The organism is Micromonospora sp. C41, from assembly GCF_018070485.1.
GTDB classification, from domain to species: domain Bacteria; phylum Actinomycetota; class Actinomycetes; order Mycobacteriales; family Micromonosporaceae; genus Micromonospora; species Micromonospora chalcea.
Map to the genome: position 1 here is coordinate 140,368 of NZ_JAGPXP010000011.1, position 14,326 is coordinate 154,693.

The following is a 14,326-nucleotide window of genomic DNA, read 5'->3' on the forward strand; positions in this document are numbered from 1 at the left end:
CATGCGTTTCAACCTGGCCGAGGAGCCGTGGCTTCCGGTCGTCTGGCTGGACAGCACGGGTGCGGCCGACAGACGTCCCGACGAGGTGGACCTGGTCACCCTGTTGACGAAGGCCCATCTGATCCGGCGGATCCTCGGACACACGCCACCGATGACGGCCGCGCTGCACCGGCTGGTCTTGGCCCTGATGCACCGCATATACGGGCCGGCCAGCGAGGATGACTGGGGCGACCTGTGGCAAGCCGAGCAACTGCCTGATCCCACCGAAGCACGAGGAGATGAGGAACCCCGCTTCCAGGCTCGTTGGTTCGAGTTGTTCGACAGTGAGCGCCCGTTCTTCCAGTGTCCTGCTGTTGCCCAGGTGACGTCCTCCAGCGCGGCGAAGCTGGTGCCACATCTGGCCGTCGGAAACAACACCACGTTGTTCGATCACACGACCGCTGCCGACGAGGTACGTCTTTCGCCCGCCGAGGCGGCACGTTGGCTGGTCACCCTTCAGGCGTACGACCCGGGCGGGATGAAGACGCCGTACGCCAAAGACAAATCATCGCAGGCTGCACCGGCCAACGGCGTGGGCATGGTCCTGGTGGAGGGCAGCAACCTCAAGGAGACCTTACTGCTCAACCTTCTGCCCTACCTGCCGGACGAGGAGATGCCGCGCAACACCGGCGCCGGCGACCGACCCGTATGGGAAGCCGATCCGGCCCGACCCGAGCCAGACAAGCGCCCCCCTCAGGGGTGGACCGACCTGCTGACCTGGCCCAGTCGGCGAGTCTGGCTGGTGCCTCGCCAAATTAGCGGGAGAGCGTTGGTGGACAGGGTCGTCATCACGCCGGGTACCCGGCTCGTCGGCGACCCGCAAGACAACGAATGGATGGCTGCTCACAGACGGGTTCGAACGAGTCAGGGACGCGGCGCGAAGGGCAGAGCAAGCACGCCGACGTATGGCCCCTGGTACCCGGTGCGACTTCAGGAGCACCGGGGTGTGTGGCGGTTCAGCCAGGAGCTTCTGCTGGCTCCGATCGGTGGCGAGGAGCGGCACTGGCAGCGACCGCAAACTCTCGACCATGTCGCGGGCATGGCGACGCGGGGATACCTCGCGCCAGATGCCGTCTATACCCTTCGAGTCTTCGGTCAGCAACTCGACAGCAAGGGCTCGGTCATCCAGCAGGCGCTGGAGGAGACCGTGTCGGCACCGGTCGCCCTGCTACGTGCAGAGTTCGAGGTCGCCGGGCCGGTGATCGGTCGGAGCATCGAGCTGGCCAATCTCGTGGGAAGCGCGTTGACCCAGATGGAGCGCGACCATCGGGCTCAGTTCCGCGCCGCAGCCTCATCCAGCCTGGACCTCGCATACTGGCCGGGGCTGTCCCGGCCCTTCGACACCTTCCTCGAAGCGATCGCTCTCGCACTTGAGACGGGCACCAGTCTGGCCCGAGCCACTCAATCCTGGGCCAGCGCCGTGCGCCGGATCGCAAGTCAGGCTGCAGTCCGATGGGCCGAAGGCTCACCGCGGCAGGGCCGCAACCTCGAGGTCGCCGGCGAATGCTACGGGCGATTCGCCGACCAGCTCGATGCCGAAATCAGGACCTATCGCGGATACCTCGCCGGCCTCGTTGACTAGGAGACAACACATGGACCCCAACCTGACCGTTGCGCAACGGCGGCAGGCCTTCGTCCGGGACCTCTACGGGTTGCACTACGCCATAACTTCGGCGAACCCCCGGCGATCAGGAGAAGCTCGCCAGAAACTGGCGCGGCTCCGTCGTTCTTTCGCCGGTCAGCAGCAAGAGGCCGAAGCCTACGACGTGGTCTTCCCGCACGAGCCGCCGATCCGCGAACAAGATCTCTGGCTCCTGGTCGCAGGGCTGTTCGCCCTGCATCCGCACGCCGACACCGTCCGAGGACGAAGCCTTGGTACTGCGATGCAGGAACTCGTCGAGGAGCGTCCCTCAGCCGCGCGTCGCTTCACTCAGCTGCTGTCAGTCGATGTGGCGGCGATGCCGCACTACCTGCGACAGGCCATCCAGCTCCTCCGCTCGGCCGAAGTGGCCATCGACTACCTTCGCCTGCTAACCGACTTGGCCGAGATGCGGCAATCCCGTGAAGAGGCCCACCGCATCCGGCTGAGCTGGGCGCGGGATTACCACCGGCCAAAGCGGAGGCCGAAGCCCGACCAAACTCTGCCCATCGAATCAGACCCGACCGCAGATGCCGCTGCGGAGCCAGTCGACGCCTAACCAGGAGAACCAGTGATCATCGAGTTGCACTTGCTGCAGTCCTTCCCGGTCAGCAACCTTAACCGCGACGATGTCGGCCAGCCCAAGACCGCCACCTTCGGCGGCCAATTGCGGGGCCGGATTTCGAGCCAGTCACTGAAACGCTCCGCACGGCTGCTCTTTCAGCGTCACGGGCTCGAGGCCAGCGAGACCGGGATCCGCACAAAGCGGCTTGTGACCAAGACCGCCGCCCTGCTCGAAGAACGCGGCCGCGATCTTGAGGATGCCGTCGGCGTCGCCTCCTCGGCGCTGTTGGCCCTCGGTCTGGGGCTCGACAAACGCCGGTCCAGCCTCACTGAATACTTGCTCTTCGTTGGCAGCGACGCTGTGGATCTTCTCGCCGACTACTGCGAGCGTGACTGGGACCGCCTGGCCATCGATGCGGCCACCCGAGCCAAAGCGGCAGAGAAGAAGAAGGGGGACGCCACAAAGGATGAGGCGACTGAAGAGAAGAAGAGCAAGGTCAAGCCCGACAAAGCCACACTAGATGCGGCAGCACGCATCCTCGATGCCAGCCGTGTCGTCGACGTGGCGCTCTTCGGCCGCATGATCGCCGACAACAAAGACTTCAACGTCAATGCGGCGTCTCAGGTCGCGCATGCCATCTCCACCCACGCGGTGGTCAACGAGTACGACTACTTCACAGCCGTAGACGACCTCCAGCCCTCCGGCGAGTCCGGTGCCGACATGATCGGCACGGTCGACTTCAACGCCGCCTGCTACTACCGGTACGCCAACCTGCATCTCGACCAGCTCAGCCAGAATCTCCGCGGAGACACCGACCTGATGGCGCGCGCCACCCGAGCGTGGTTGAACGCGTTCATCGACGCGGTACCCAGCGGCAAGCAGAACTCCACCGCCGCCCTGACGCCGCCCGAAACGCTCCTAGTCGTAGTTCGTGACTCCGGCGCCTGGAACCTGGCGAACGCCTTCCTCAAGCCCGTCGCCGACAATGACCTCATGGTCGCCTCCACCCGCGCCCTGCTCGGTCACTTCAACCGCATACGCCGCTTCTACGGCGAGGACGGGCTCCGCGCAGTCGTCGCCGCCTCCGTCACCGCCGAGCTGGACGGTCTCACGGAGGGCGAGATCGCACCAAGCCGGCACGAACTAGTGTCGCGGGTCCTGGCCGCCACGAAGGCCTGACGGCATGACCATCCGCTCCCTCGCGCTATGTCTCGACGCTCCGATGCAATCCTGGGGTTCCAAATCTCGGGGCAGCATCCGCGACACCGGTCGAGAACCCAGCAAGTCTGGGGTCATCGGCTTGGTCGCGGCCGCCCTCGGGGTCTCCCGCGACGACACCGATGCCGTTGCCGAACTCAGCCAGCTACGGATGGGCACGAGAGTAGACCGCGAAGGCATCCTTGAGCGCGACTACCACGTCACCCTGAACGTGCCCACGACCACTGGCGGCGGGCACCGGACAGCGCTCAGCCACCGCTATTACCTTGCTGACGCGGTATTCCTGGTGGTGCTTGAGGGCGATGGGGACGCACCGCTCGACCGGATCGAGGCGGCGCTACGGGCGCCGGTCTGGCCGCTCTTTCTGGGCCGCCGTGCGTTTCCGCCCGCCCGACCACTGATGCGCAACGGCAACGACCAGCAGTTCCGCAGCGGGATCGGTCTGACCCCACAACCCATGGAAGCCGTGCTGGCCACCCATCCGTGGCTCGAGGATCGTTCCGAGGTCCGCGTAGCGGAGCGCCAGCGCGCCGGCAGGACTCCGCTACGCACGGTGGTCGAATGCGACCCACGCGAGCCGGGGGCCGACGTACGGCTAGACGTCCCGCTCTCGTTCAAACCAGAGGACCGGCGGTACGGCGCCCGAACTGTCCGCACCGGCTCAGTCCCACTGACGGATGACATGATCTCCGTGAAGGAATCCACGTGTACCTGAGCAAACTCACGATCAATGTCTACTCGCGCGACTTCCGGCGCGACCACGCCGACCTTCGGCAGATGCACCGAACGGTGATGTCCGGGTACCCAGACCTGCCCAACGACATTCCCGCGCGGCGGTCACAGTCCGTACTCTGGCGGCTCGACAGCGTCCACCGCGGTTTCGTGCAGTACGTGCAAAGCAGCTCCAAGCCCGACTGGAGCCGACTCCCAGCCGACTACCTCACCCAGGCGGCCGAAGTCCGCAGCCTGCAGCCACTGCTCGAGGCCATCAGACCCGGGCGCACCTTCGCTTTCCGCCTCGTCGGCAACCCCACCCGTACTGTCGCACGCCCTGAAGATCGCGACCGGCCTCTGCCCGAGGGCGGCAAGCGTCAGCGTGGCATGAGGATCGCCCGCCACAAGCCCGAAGAACAGATCGAGTGGCTGATCCGAAAGGGCAGCCAACATGGCTTTGTGGTGCCGGCCACCCAGAGTGGTCACCCCGACGTGTCCCCCTCGCCGTGTCTTACGGCCACGGGGCAACGCCGGCCCGGTGAGAAAGGCCCGATCACCCTCGCCCCAGTGCGCTTCGAAGGACACCTCGTGGTCACCGACGCTGACAGCTTCCGAGCCGCTGTCCAACAAGGCATCGGCCACGGTAAGGCATACGGGTGCGGGCTGATCAGCTTAGCCCCCGGACGAGCCGCTTGACTGAGTGATGTGGGAGGCGACCTGGACCACCAGTTCTGGAAGAAGGACGGCTCGTCATGCCACGCGCAGTGGCTACTCGGGTCCGGTACGTGGGCGTGCGATTAGAGCCTGAACTCTCCTCGCATACGCAGGGTGCTCACGCGATACACCACCACGACGCTTACGCCTGGCGAGCTATGGTGCACTCCGTGCCGGTGTGCGTGATGGGCAACTGGCGTGGCCTACGAGCCGCAAGAGGAGTCACCAGGCCAAGGGTTTTCTCCGCGCACCGAGCCCGAACTAGCCTGGGTCCAGCACGCATTGGCCCACCTCTCACCTGGTGGCACCGCCGTCGTACTCATGCCACCTGCCGCTGCGTCGCGTCCCGCCGGGCGCCGCGTCCGTGCCGAGCTCATCCGCCGCGGGGCTCTTCGCGCCGTTGTCGCCCTACCAGCCGGCCTCATGCCGCCGACCGCCATCGGCCTGCACATCTGGGTCCTCATGCAACCCGATGCGCATCTGCCACCAACCGGCGGTCTTCTGGTCGTCGACACCACAGCCGCGCTGCCCGAACGCACCCTCCTCAACATCGTGGACCGGCCTGGCATGCGTACCTGTCGGGTGAGCAGGTTGACGAACCGGGGGTGTGCCGCACCGTACCCGTCATCGAAACGCTTGACGATCAAGTCGACCTGACACCCCAGCGTTACCTGCCACGCGCCAGCACGCTGCCGACCGATCCAAACGAGATCATCCGCCGGATCGAAGGCTTCGAACGGCTGCTGGGTGAACTGCGAGACCACCTGCCCCCGGTACGAGGGACGCAGGTCGCACCATTACGCGCTGCGCCGCACGCCGACATTGCCGATCTGATCCGCTCGGGCAGTATCTCCGTGTTCCGCGCGACCAGCCGCCGACAAGCCAGTCGCAGCGCCGTCACCTCCTCGGTGCTCACCGCCGCCGACATCGTCAGCGGAAGCCCTGCAAGTGGATCAACAAGCCGTGACGCCGACGACGCATCGCCACTGGTTCACGCCGGCGACATACTCATGCCAGCCATCGGCACGAAGGTGCATGCACGGGTCGCCACGACAGAGCAGATCGGCGCGGCACTGGGCCCAGGGGTTCAGCTCGTACGCGTCGACAACACCCGATTCGACCCCTGGTTCATCGCGGGTGTTCTGTCCCTTACAGACAACGTGCGGGTCGCCGGCCGAGCCTCCACCGGCTCGGTACGCATCGACGTGAAGCGCCTGGCCATCCCGGTGCTTCCTTTGGCCCAGCAGCAGGCATACGGCGAGGCATTCCGAAAGCTCGTCGACTTCCGTACGGCCCTCGAAGAGACTGCGAAGGCCGGAGCGGCACTCGCGCGAGAAGTGGGCGACAACCTCTTCGGCGGGAACCTCGAACTCCCCGACATCGAGTAGGCCTGCCCACAGACAGCGGGCTGCGCTCTAGGGAATCACGGCGAACCGCTGCGCCGGCAGCTGCCGTATTCGGACGTGTCCAGAGTCCGGCGCGCTGGCGCGACGGCTCCACACGTCACATCGCCCCCTTGGCTAATCGGCAGCCCCTACCAGGGCGCCAGCATCTGAGCATGCCCCACTGTTACCGCCGGCCGTCGTGTCCGCCGCTCGTCCTGCGTTGACCTAAACCAACTACGCTATTGGGAGCACCGACCTCCTATGGTCAGCCGGCACCGAAAGGATGATCTTGCAGGCCCTAGTGAATGAAATCGGCGAAGTCGATCTTTAGCGCCGCAGGTCAATTAGTCTGCTCCCCGCGCACGCGGGGGTGATCCCCGAGATCAGCCCCTGCACCCCGGCGCGCGCGCCTGCTCCCCGCGCACGCGGGGGTGATCCCCGTCGCCGCAGCCGCACCCACGCGAGCCGGCCCTGCTCCCCGCGCACGCGGGGTGATCCCCGCTAGGGCAGCGGTCGCACGCGCGTACCCCTCTGCTCCCCGCGCACGCGGGGGTGATCCGGCGTCGATCCCGCGTGAGGTCTGGGACATGGGCTGCTCCCCGCGCACGCGGGGGTGATCCGCTTTCCGGGCCGGTAACCTCGCCGCCGCAGTCCTGCTCCCCGCGCACGCGGGGGTGATCCACACGCCCCGGCAGGGCATACGCTGAGGGCAGGCTGCTCCCCGCGCACGCGGGGGTGATCCGCCGGGCACGGAGGCAGCCGTCACGGAGGCGTACTGCTCCCCGCGCACGCGGGGGTGATCCCCGGTCGACGGACTGGTTCAACCCGACCGCGACCTGCTCCCCGCGCACGCGGGGGTGATCCGGGCAGCATGGGCGATCGTGCGCTCATGGATGCCTGCTCCCCGCGCACGCGGGGGTGATCCCCAACAAAGCCACCTCCTCCTAGCTCGGGAGTCCTGCTCCCCGCGCACGCGGGGGTGATCCGATCGTGGCGCCGTTTACGTTCACGTCCACCACCTGCTCCCCGCGCACGCGGGGGTGATCCCTGGACGCTGTACTCGGTGAGCGTGTCGAGGAACTGCTCCCCGCGCACGCGGGGGTGATCCATCGGCAAACTCAAGCTGGATCAGGACAAGAGCCTGCTCCCCGCGCACGCGGGGGTGATCCCCCCGCCGCACAACGTCGAGGCCGAACAGATCGCTGCTCCCCGCGCACGCGGGGGTGATCCGCTCATCGGCGAGCGGGAGGTAGCCGTCGTGGACTGCTCCCCGCGCACGCGGGGGTGATCCCTCGGCGCGACGCTGCGCCGCTCCGGCGAAGAGCTGCTCCCCGCGCACGCGGGGGTGATCCCTCCTGCGGCCGTGGGCCGAGATGCTGCGCGACCTGCTCCCCGCGCACGCGGGGGTGATCCGGGCCCGGGCGCGCCGCAGCCGGGCTCGCCGCTCTGCTCCCCGCGCACGCGGGGGTGATCCGGCGTGGATCTTCTTGTGCATCGGCTCGGTGGCCTGCTCCCCGCGCACGCGGGGGTGATCCGGCCGTGGCGAAGGTGCTGACCCTGCTGGGCGGCTGCTCCCCGCGCACGCGGGAGTGATCCCTCTTGGCACCGCCCCAACCCGAAGACGGCAACCTGCTCCCCGCGCACGCGGGGGTGATCCGCGCCGGCGCAACCGGCCGCGCCCACCGGGCTCCTGCTCCCCGCGCACGCGGGGGTGATCCGCACCCCGTCGGAGCAGCCCACGTTGTCGGCCCCTGCTCCCCGCGCACGCGGGGGTGATCCCCTGACCAGGTGAACGGGGCGGGCGCGGACGGCTGCTCCCCGCGCACGCGGGGGTGATCCCGTGTCCGGCACGTACACCGTGGACAGCGCGCCCTGCTCCCCGCGCACGCGGGGGTGATCCCTTGGCAGAGCGCGCCCTTCGGGAGGGCAAGGCCTGCTCCCCGCGCACGCGGGGGTGATCCGTGGCGCGCCGACGTCCAGGGCAGATCGATCGCCTGCTCCCCGCGCACGCGGGGGTGATCCCAGTCCGGGCCCGTCGCCCAGCCCACGGTGCGGCTGCTCCCTGCGCACGCGAGGGGTGATCCCTCCGACTCCCACTTGACGAGCCCGAGCACCGTCTGCTCCCCGCGCACGCGGGGGTGATCCCCGCTTGCCGCCGCGGATGAAGTGCAGCGGCGCCTGCTCCCCGCGCACGCGGGGGTGATCCGAAGGAGACCACCCGCTCCGGGTACGCGGTGCTCTGCTCCCCGCGCACGCGGGGGTGTTCCCTGTTGGCGGCGGGACGGGCCGAGGTTGCCGAGCTGCTCCCCGCACACGCGGGGGTGATCCTGTGAGCGACACTGCAGCAGCGCATCCCGCTCGCTGCTCCCCGCGCAGGCGGGGGTGATCCCCTGCTGAGCAAAGCCGGCCGGGCCAAGAAGTTCTGCTCCCCGCGCACGCGGGGGTGATCCTTCGACGTTCGGCCGTACCGGCTCTGCCCGGCCCCTGCTCCCCGCGCACGCGGGGGTGATCCACATGCCCACCAGAGCCGGCCCGGCGGTCTTACCTGCTCCCCGCGCACGCGGGGGTGATCCCATCGCGCGGATGCGCGCGGACGACCGGGCCGCCTGCTTCCCGCGCACGCGGGGGTGATCCGTCAACTACCGTGTCCGACCGGTCTTTCGGTCCCTGCTCCCCGCGCACGCGGGGGTGATCCCGACATTCTCATGTGGCAGGGCAACGCCCTGGCCTGCTTCCCGCGCACGCGGGGGTGGTCCGAACAGCAGCGACCGGTGGCAGCGCCCGGAGTGACGGTCCCCGCGCACGCGGGGCTGAATCGGTCACCTCGTCGAGTTCTGTTCCTCCACACGCAGGTATTACGACACCAACAAGTCCAATGTGTTCCGGAAGCTAGCGCTCAGGCTTTCTACGATCCGCTGCCCCTTGCCACTCGCTGCGAGTGAGGGACGTCCGATCACCCCGGACTCGGTGTAAGCGCCCATTCCAAGCGTGAGCAGGTGCGGATGCTCGGCGACGTGATCGCTTAGCTCGTAGCCGTCGCGCACGGTCTCCGGCGCCACGTGAAGCAGAATCGAGGTCTCAATCTCCCCGGCGTGCATGTCGTCATGCAGGGTGCTCACGATGCCAGCATCCTGGCATGCAGTCTCCCAGGCTGTCCGATTCGGAAATAGCGCGAGCTGAGGTCCGGTGACGTTGGCCTGCTGCACGATGTTCGAGAGCACGTAGTTCCCGCCGTGCCCGTTCACGATCACGAGGCGGTCCACGCCCGAGCGCTGAAGCGACTCCCTCACATCGGTGATGATCGCGTCTAGGGTGCGTGCGGAGATGCTCACCGTTCCGGGCCAGGCGGCGTGCTCGTGTGAGCAGGAGATCGTGATCGGTGGGAGCAGCAGCAGATCGTAGCGATCAGCCACGGCTGCGGCGATCGCGCTGGCGACGATCGTATCCGTGGCCAGCGGGAGGTGGGAACCATGCTGCTCAAAGCTGCCGACTGGCAGAACGGCTACTGATGCGGCGTGGCGGCCGGCCTCCGTGGTCGTTGCTGTGGTCCATAGGTTCACTGGCCCATTCTGCCGACTACTTGATCCGCAAGGGCAAGTCGGTCGCGGAAACGCTGCGACTCATCCGTCACTCGTCGAGACCTGAGCTCGTGCTCCACACGACTCAGCGCCTTAATCAGACGGATAGATCCGGCATCGAGTGCGATAGTGAGCGCCTGCTCGCCCTGGTCAGCAGCTTCATCCACTCGACCGAGGTTCGCGTAGCCGGTTGCGAGCCAGGCGCGGGCGAGCGCTTCGTCCTGCCGGTACGCGGATGGCCAGGCCCCCAGCACAGCTTCAAGAACAGCGATGGACTGCTTCGCCTGGCCCAGTATCAGATGACATTGCCCTTCGTACGCCAGCACGTAGGTGCGGGTGCAGTGCAGGCCGATGGTGTCTGGGTCGTCGAGACCGTCGGCAGCTCCTACCAGTGAATGCGCCTTCTGCAGCGCGGTTTGGCAGCGCGCTCGTTGTCCAGCGAGCGCGGCGGCCTGGGCTGTTCGGACAGCGCACAGCGCCCGATCACGGGCTGTCGACTCCTTCCTGGCATCGGCGAACTCGGCGAGGGCGATAGCTTGGGCGCTGTCCCCTCTCTCGACAGCGCGCTGCGCCTGCCGCATGAGGACGTAGGTCGCCATCCTGCCGTCAGCCGCTTCTCGGGCCATCGATAGTGACTGCCGCAACCAGTACGCTGCATCCTGGCTGTCGCCGAGGTTGTCGGCGGTCCAGCTGGCGAACTCCGCCCACCGCGACTCGACCCGCAGCAGCTCCCGCAGGGTTTGCCCGGCTGCGCCGGCGCGATGCCTTCGGATGATGTTCAGCTCACCCCGAACGACGTCGTGGAGCCGACGTGGGCCGAACGCGTCGTGGGAAGCGGCGAGGATGCGGAGCATGCTCATCCAGTGCGGCACGATGGCGGGGTCAACAGGACTCGTCGACGTTCTTGCCACCGCGGTGGGCGCAGCATGCGTGTCGACGGCTTCGAGCTCCGCTTCCTCAGGCATGGGGGGCGGAGCCTGCTGTTGGCGCATCGCCTGGTCATAAAGGCTGAGCAGTGAGCCGGCTGCCCCGAGGAGCTCGTCGCAGCGCTGCCAGAACTCACGCGGCGCCCTCTGCCGACCGGTCTCGACGTTCGCGATCGTGCTGCGGGCGTAGCCAGTCAGGGGTGCGAAGGAGTGCTGGTTGTAGCCGGCCGCGCGTCGAAGCTGCGCTAGCCGGACGCCGAGCGTCCGCCAACCGTCGGCGTCGCCCATCGGCACCTGGCACCCTTCTCCTCGGCGGTTGCGAATGTCGGCAGCAAGCAACGCTGCTCCTCAGTCGAGCTGGCACTCAACAGCCTGCCGGTAGCGTATGCGCTCCGGCTGCCAGCGAATGGCCCTTGATGTTCCCGCGCCCTCGTCCCGGATGACGACGAGCAGCGTGCGCGTTGCTGGTCGGATCGTGACGGATTTCAGGGGATCCCGTCACTGGGGTTGTCGGTAAGGGGGTCGGCGGATTCCGACAATCCTCCGACATTCTTTCCGTCGCTCAACGTGCCGGTCGGCACGGCAGCCAGCCCTGAAGCGTCTCGCCGCAGGCGCGGTCGACTTCCAGGAGTAGGACCCTCCTGATCAGTAGACCGAGCATGTCAACGCAGTGTCGTAGATCCAATCCCGACCGTTCCCGACACCGGTCCACCTTTCGTTGGCTGGTCAGGCACCAGCAAGTGCAGGACCGGCGCCTCTCCGGCGCGCGAATGGTCCCTGCACCCATCAACCGGGGTGCGTGGCCGGAGCCGGGAGAGGCCCGGCCGCGCATCCCACGAGGACGTGACGGGATGACGCGTATCAAATGGTTCGTCTCCGGGCAGGATCATCAGTCTTTCGCGCCTTTCGGCATCGCCAGCACGGCGATGCTCGCCCGGCTTCGCGACGAGCCGGACCACGAATGCAGCAGCAGGCGCCTGCTTCGGTCCGCGCTGCGCGCCTCCGCCGTCTCGCTGCCCTGCCGCGACCCCGCCCCGTGACCGGCGCCGAGGAGAGCGACCGTCCCGTCGACCGCTTCGACGCGGCTCGCCGGACCGTGCTCGCCCACAAGGAGGGCGGAGCCTGCTTTCAGTGCCACGACGGCGTATGTCGCCAGAACGAGTGGGCGCTGGAGGAGCTGTCCCGTCATCCCGGTGGCCGTCGCCTCCTCGTACAGCTCCAGCTTCTCGACCCCGTAGACGACACGATTCAGGAAGGCCGGCCGCGGTGAATCCAGCCCTCGGCGCAGCTGACGAGCACGCCGCCTCGTATGTCCGTTCCGAGCCTGTCCCGGTCCCCCGTCCGGTGCCCGCCGGCGCCGCCTCCGAGCGGACCAACCGGATCGCGGATGAGTTCTTCTTCATGTGCCACGACGACCGGACGGGTCGCCCTCGGCTGTTCGACTCGGCGCTGGCGCACGGCCTGGCCGCTGGGCTGCTCGTCGAGCTCTACTACGGCGGGCGGATCACGTTCGAGCGCGGGCACGTGCGCGTCAAGGACATCCGGCCGCCGCAGGATTGGCTCCAGCACCTGGTCCTGGACCGGATCGCGGCCGAGCAGCAGCACACCGCGACCCGGGTGTGGCTGGCCTTCCTCGGCTCGTCCGCCTACGAGCAGGTCGCTCAGCGGATGTGGCAGTCGGGTCTGGTGCGACCGCAGCAGGCGGGCCCGTTCTGGCGGCAACGCACCCTGTACGTGCCGACCGACATCAACACCGCGGCCTGGTCGTGGGCGCGGCTGTCGCAGCATCTGCGCAACGGCCGGAGCCTGAACGGCGTGGACCTCGCCCTGGCCGGCCTGGCGCTGCACACCCAGCTGGACACGACGCTGCTCGACGGCGCCTCGCTGGCGGTGCGCTCGCATCTGCGGCGGTTGGTCGAGCAGTCGTGGCCGCCGTTGCGGGATCTACTCGCTGATCTCGGCAGCGTCGTCGGCGGCGCGGTCCTGAGCCACCGCACCTCCTGACGGCAACACCCCATCCACTCTTCGTGAAAGAGACCTGATGTCGCATTCGACTACTGACACTGTTTCCGAGGTTCTGGCGCGCGGCCGGCTCGGGATCCCCTCGGTGGTGTTCTTCGTGATCGCCGCCGCCGCGCCGCTGACGGTGGTCGCCGGCGGTGCGACCACCGGCTACGCGGTCACCGGCGTGGCGGGTATTCCGGTGGCGTACCTTGTCGTCGCCGCCGTGCTGGCGCTGTTCTCGGTCGGGTTCGTGGCCATGTCCCGGCGGATCGTCAACGCCGGCGCGTTCTACACCTACGTCACCCGAGGGCTCGGCCGTCCGGCCGGTGTCGGCGCGGCGATGGTCGCGCTGGTGGCGTACAACGCGATGCAGATCGGCCTGTACGGCGGGTTCGGCGCGGTCCTCGCGACGTTCCTGCGCGACCAGTACGGCATGCACGTCACCTGGTGGATGCCGGCGCTGATCGGGTGGGCCGTAGTCGCCGTGCTCGGCGTGCTGCGCATCGACCTCAACGGCAAGGTCCTGGCGGTCATGCTCGTCGCCGAGTGCGCGGTCGCGCTGGTCTTCGACGCGGTGATGGTCAGGCACCCCACCGGCGGGACGGTCACCTTCGACACCCTCGCCCCGTCGCACATCCTCACCGCGGGTATCGGCGCCGCACTGGTCACGGCCATCACGGGTTTCGTCGGCTTCGAGGGCACTGTGGTGTTCTCCGAGGAGACCCGTGACCCGCGCCGGACGGTCGCGCGGGCCACCTACATCGCGGTGGCCGCCACCGGCCTGCTCTACGGCCTGTCCGCCTGGGCGATGTCCGTCGCCACCGGCCCGGACAGGATCGTCGATGCGGCCCGCACCGACGGCACCGACCTCATCTTCAACCTCGTCTCACCGCACCTCGGGTCCAGCATCGTGACCGTCGGGCGCGTCCTGTTCATCACCAGTTTGTTCGCCGCGCTGCTGAGCTTCCACCACACCGTGGCCCGGTACCTGTTCGCTCTCGGCCGGGAGCGGGTCCTGCCCGGCGTACTGGGCCGGACCAGCCGCCGCACCGGCGCCCCGAAGGTCGGCTCGATCCTGCAGAGCGTCCTCGCGGTGATCGTCCTCATCGCCTACGCCACTGCCGGCGCGGACCCGATCGTGCACCTGTTCTTCTGGGTCACGGTGACCGGTGGCCTCGGCGTCCTGATCCTGATGACCGTCACCTCCGCCGCCGTGATCGGCTTCTTCGCCCGCATCGCCCACGGCGAAGGCTGGTGGCCGGCGGTCGTCGCGCCGCTGCTCGCCACGCTCACGCTGACCGGGTTCCTCGCCGCCACGCTACGGGAGTTCGACATCCTCCTCGGCGTCGACGCGCACTCACCGCTGCGCTGGCTCTTCCCGGCCACCTACGCCATCGCCGCCCTCGCCGGCACCGCCTGGGCGTTGGTCCTGCGCGCAACGCGACCGCAGGTCTATGACGCCATCGGACTCGGCGCCGACAGCGCCACCGCGCCCCTGCGCCGCACCGACAGCTTCCGCCTGCCGGTCTGAACAAGGAGCTCAC

Annotated in this window: 12 protein-coding genes and 1 CRISPR repeat array; of the genes, 10 read left to right on the forward strand and 2 right to left on the reverse strand. The window is 68.2% G+C overall.

The window, feature by feature from the left end; all coding sequences use genetic code 11:
• Nucleotide 1: 1 nt before the first annotated feature.
• The 7 genes from casA (at nt 2) to KBX43_RS14760 (ending at nt 6,277) form a co-directional block, all read left to right on the forward strand.
• Complete coding sequence (gene casA / locus KBX43_RS14735) at nt 2-1,621, forward strand: type I-E CRISPR-associated protein Cse1/CasA (RefSeq protein ID WP_210884891.1); 1,620 nt, start codon at nt 2-4, stop codon at nt 1,619-1,621.
• Nucleotides 1,622-1,631: 10 nt separating this feature from the next.
• The gene (casB, locus tag KBX43_RS14740) at nt 1,632-2,237 is read left to right on the forward strand and encodes a type I-E CRISPR-associated protein Cse2/CasB (RefSeq protein WP_210884897.1); all 606 of its coding nucleotides are present in this window, start codon (nt 1,632-1,634) and stop codon (nt 2,235-2,237) included.
• A gap of 12 nt (nt 2,238-2,249) precedes the next feature.
• Nucleotides 2,250-3,422 carry a type I-E CRISPR-associated protein Cas7/Cse4/CasC gene (cas7e, locus tag KBX43_RS14745; RefSeq protein ID WP_210884899.1) on the forward strand — a complete coding sequence of 391 codons (1,173 nt, stop codon included), beginning with the start codon at nt 2,250-2,252 and terminating at the stop codon, nt 3,420-3,422.
• A 4-nt stretch (nt 3,423-3,426) separates the two neighbouring features.
• Nucleotides 3,427-4,176: a type I-E CRISPR-associated protein Cas5/CasD gene (cas5e, locus tag KBX43_RS14750; protein ID WP_210884908.1), complete on the forward strand. Its 750-nt coding sequence runs from the start codon at nt 3,427-3,429 to the stop codon at nt 4,174-4,176.
• Complete coding sequence (cas6e, locus tag KBX43_RS14755) at nt 4,167-4,871, forward strand: type I-E CRISPR-associated protein Cas6/Cse3/CasE (RefSeq protein ID WP_210884915.1); 705 nt, start codon at nt 4,167-4,169, stop codon at nt 4,869-4,871. Before cas5e ends, cas6e begins: the two co-directional genes overlap by 10 nt.
• Nucleotides 4,872-5,087: 216 nt before the next feature.
• A complete protein-coding gene (locus KBX43_RS31560; protein ID WP_307851527.1) occupies nt 5,088-5,546 on the forward strand; it encodes an N-6 DNA methylase in 459 nt (152 codons plus the stop codon).
• Nucleotides 5,495-6,277: a hypothetical protein gene (locus KBX43_RS14760; RefSeq protein WP_247677412.1), complete on the forward strand. Its 783-nt coding sequence runs from the start codon at nt 5,495-5,497 to the stop codon at nt 6,275-6,277. The genes KBX43_RS31560 and KBX43_RS14760 overlap by 52 nt, the downstream gene beginning before the upstream one ends.
• A gap of 346 nt (nt 6,278-6,623) precedes the next feature.
• Nucleotides 6,624-9,091: a CRISPR direct-repeat array (repeat unit 28 nt; unit sequence CTGCTCCCCGCGCACGCGGGGGTGATCC).
• 38 nt (nt 9,092-9,129) lie between these two features.
• On the opposite strand, the gene KBX43_RS14765 is transcribed toward KBX43_RS14760, so the two are convergent.
• Both KBX43_RS14765 and KBX43_RS14770 read right to left on the reverse strand, forming a co-directional pair.
• Nucleotides 9,130-9,834: a creatininase family protein gene (locus tag KBX43_RS14765; protein WP_210884917.1), complete on the reverse strand. Its 705-nt coding sequence runs from the start codon at nt 9,832-9,834 to the stop codon at nt 9,130-9,132.
• Complete coding sequence (locus tag KBX43_RS14770; protein ID WP_210884925.1) at nt 9,831-11,066, reverse strand: helix-turn-helix transcriptional regulator; 1,236 nt, start codon at nt 11,064-11,066, stop codon at nt 9,831-9,833. The genes KBX43_RS14765 and KBX43_RS14770 overlap by 4 nt, the downstream gene beginning before the upstream one ends.
• 563 nt (nt 11,067-11,629) lie before the next feature.
• Here KBX43_RS14770 and KBX43_RS14775 point away from each other — a divergent pair.
• From KBX43_RS14775 to KBX43_RS14785, 3 genes are all read left to right on the forward strand, one after another.
• Nucleotides 11,630-11,818, forward strand: a complete 189-nt coding sequence (locus tag KBX43_RS14775) for a hypothetical protein (protein ID WP_210884927.1) — start codon at nt 11,630-11,632, stop codon at nt 11,816-11,818.
• A gap of 304 nt (nt 11,819-12,122) precedes the next feature.
• The gene (locus tag KBX43_RS14780; RefSeq protein WP_307851529.1) at nt 12,123-12,782 is read left to right on the forward strand and encodes a GPP34 family phosphoprotein; all 660 of its coding nucleotides are present in this window, start codon (nt 12,123-12,125) and stop codon (nt 12,780-12,782) included.
• Nucleotides 12,783-12,819: 37 nt separating this feature from the next.
• Nucleotides 12,820-14,313 carry an APC family permease gene (locus KBX43_RS14785; RefSeq protein ID WP_210884937.1) on the forward strand — a complete coding sequence of 498 codons (1,494 nt, stop codon included), beginning with the start codon at nt 12,820-12,822 and terminating at the stop codon, nt 14,311-14,313.
• Nucleotides 14,314-14,326: the final 13 nt, after the last annotated feature.

Coding starts and splice junctions, on each gene's coding strand:
- casA (WP_210884891.1), top strand. CDS start 2: ATGCGTTTCAACCTGGCCGAGGAGCCGTGGCTTCCGGTCGTCTGGCTG.
- casB (WP_210884897.1), top strand. CDS start 1,632: ATGGACCCCAACCTGACCGTTGCGCAACGGCGGCAGGCCTTCGTCCGG.
- cas5e (WP_210884908.1), top strand. CDS start 3,427: ATGACCATCCGCTCCCTCGCGCTATGTCTCGACGCTCCGATGCAATCC.
- KBX43_RS14770 (WP_210884925.1), bottom strand. CDS start 11,066: ATGGGCGACGCCGACGGTTGGCGGACGCTCGGCGTCCGGCTAGCGCAG.
- KBX43_RS14775 (WP_210884927.1), top strand. CDS start 11,630: ATGACGCGTATCAAATGGTTCGTCTCCGGGCAGGATCATCAGTCTTTC.
- KBX43_RS14785 (WP_210884937.1), top strand. CDS start 12,820: ATGTCGCATTCGACTACTGACACTGTTTCCGAGGTTCTGGCGCGCGGC.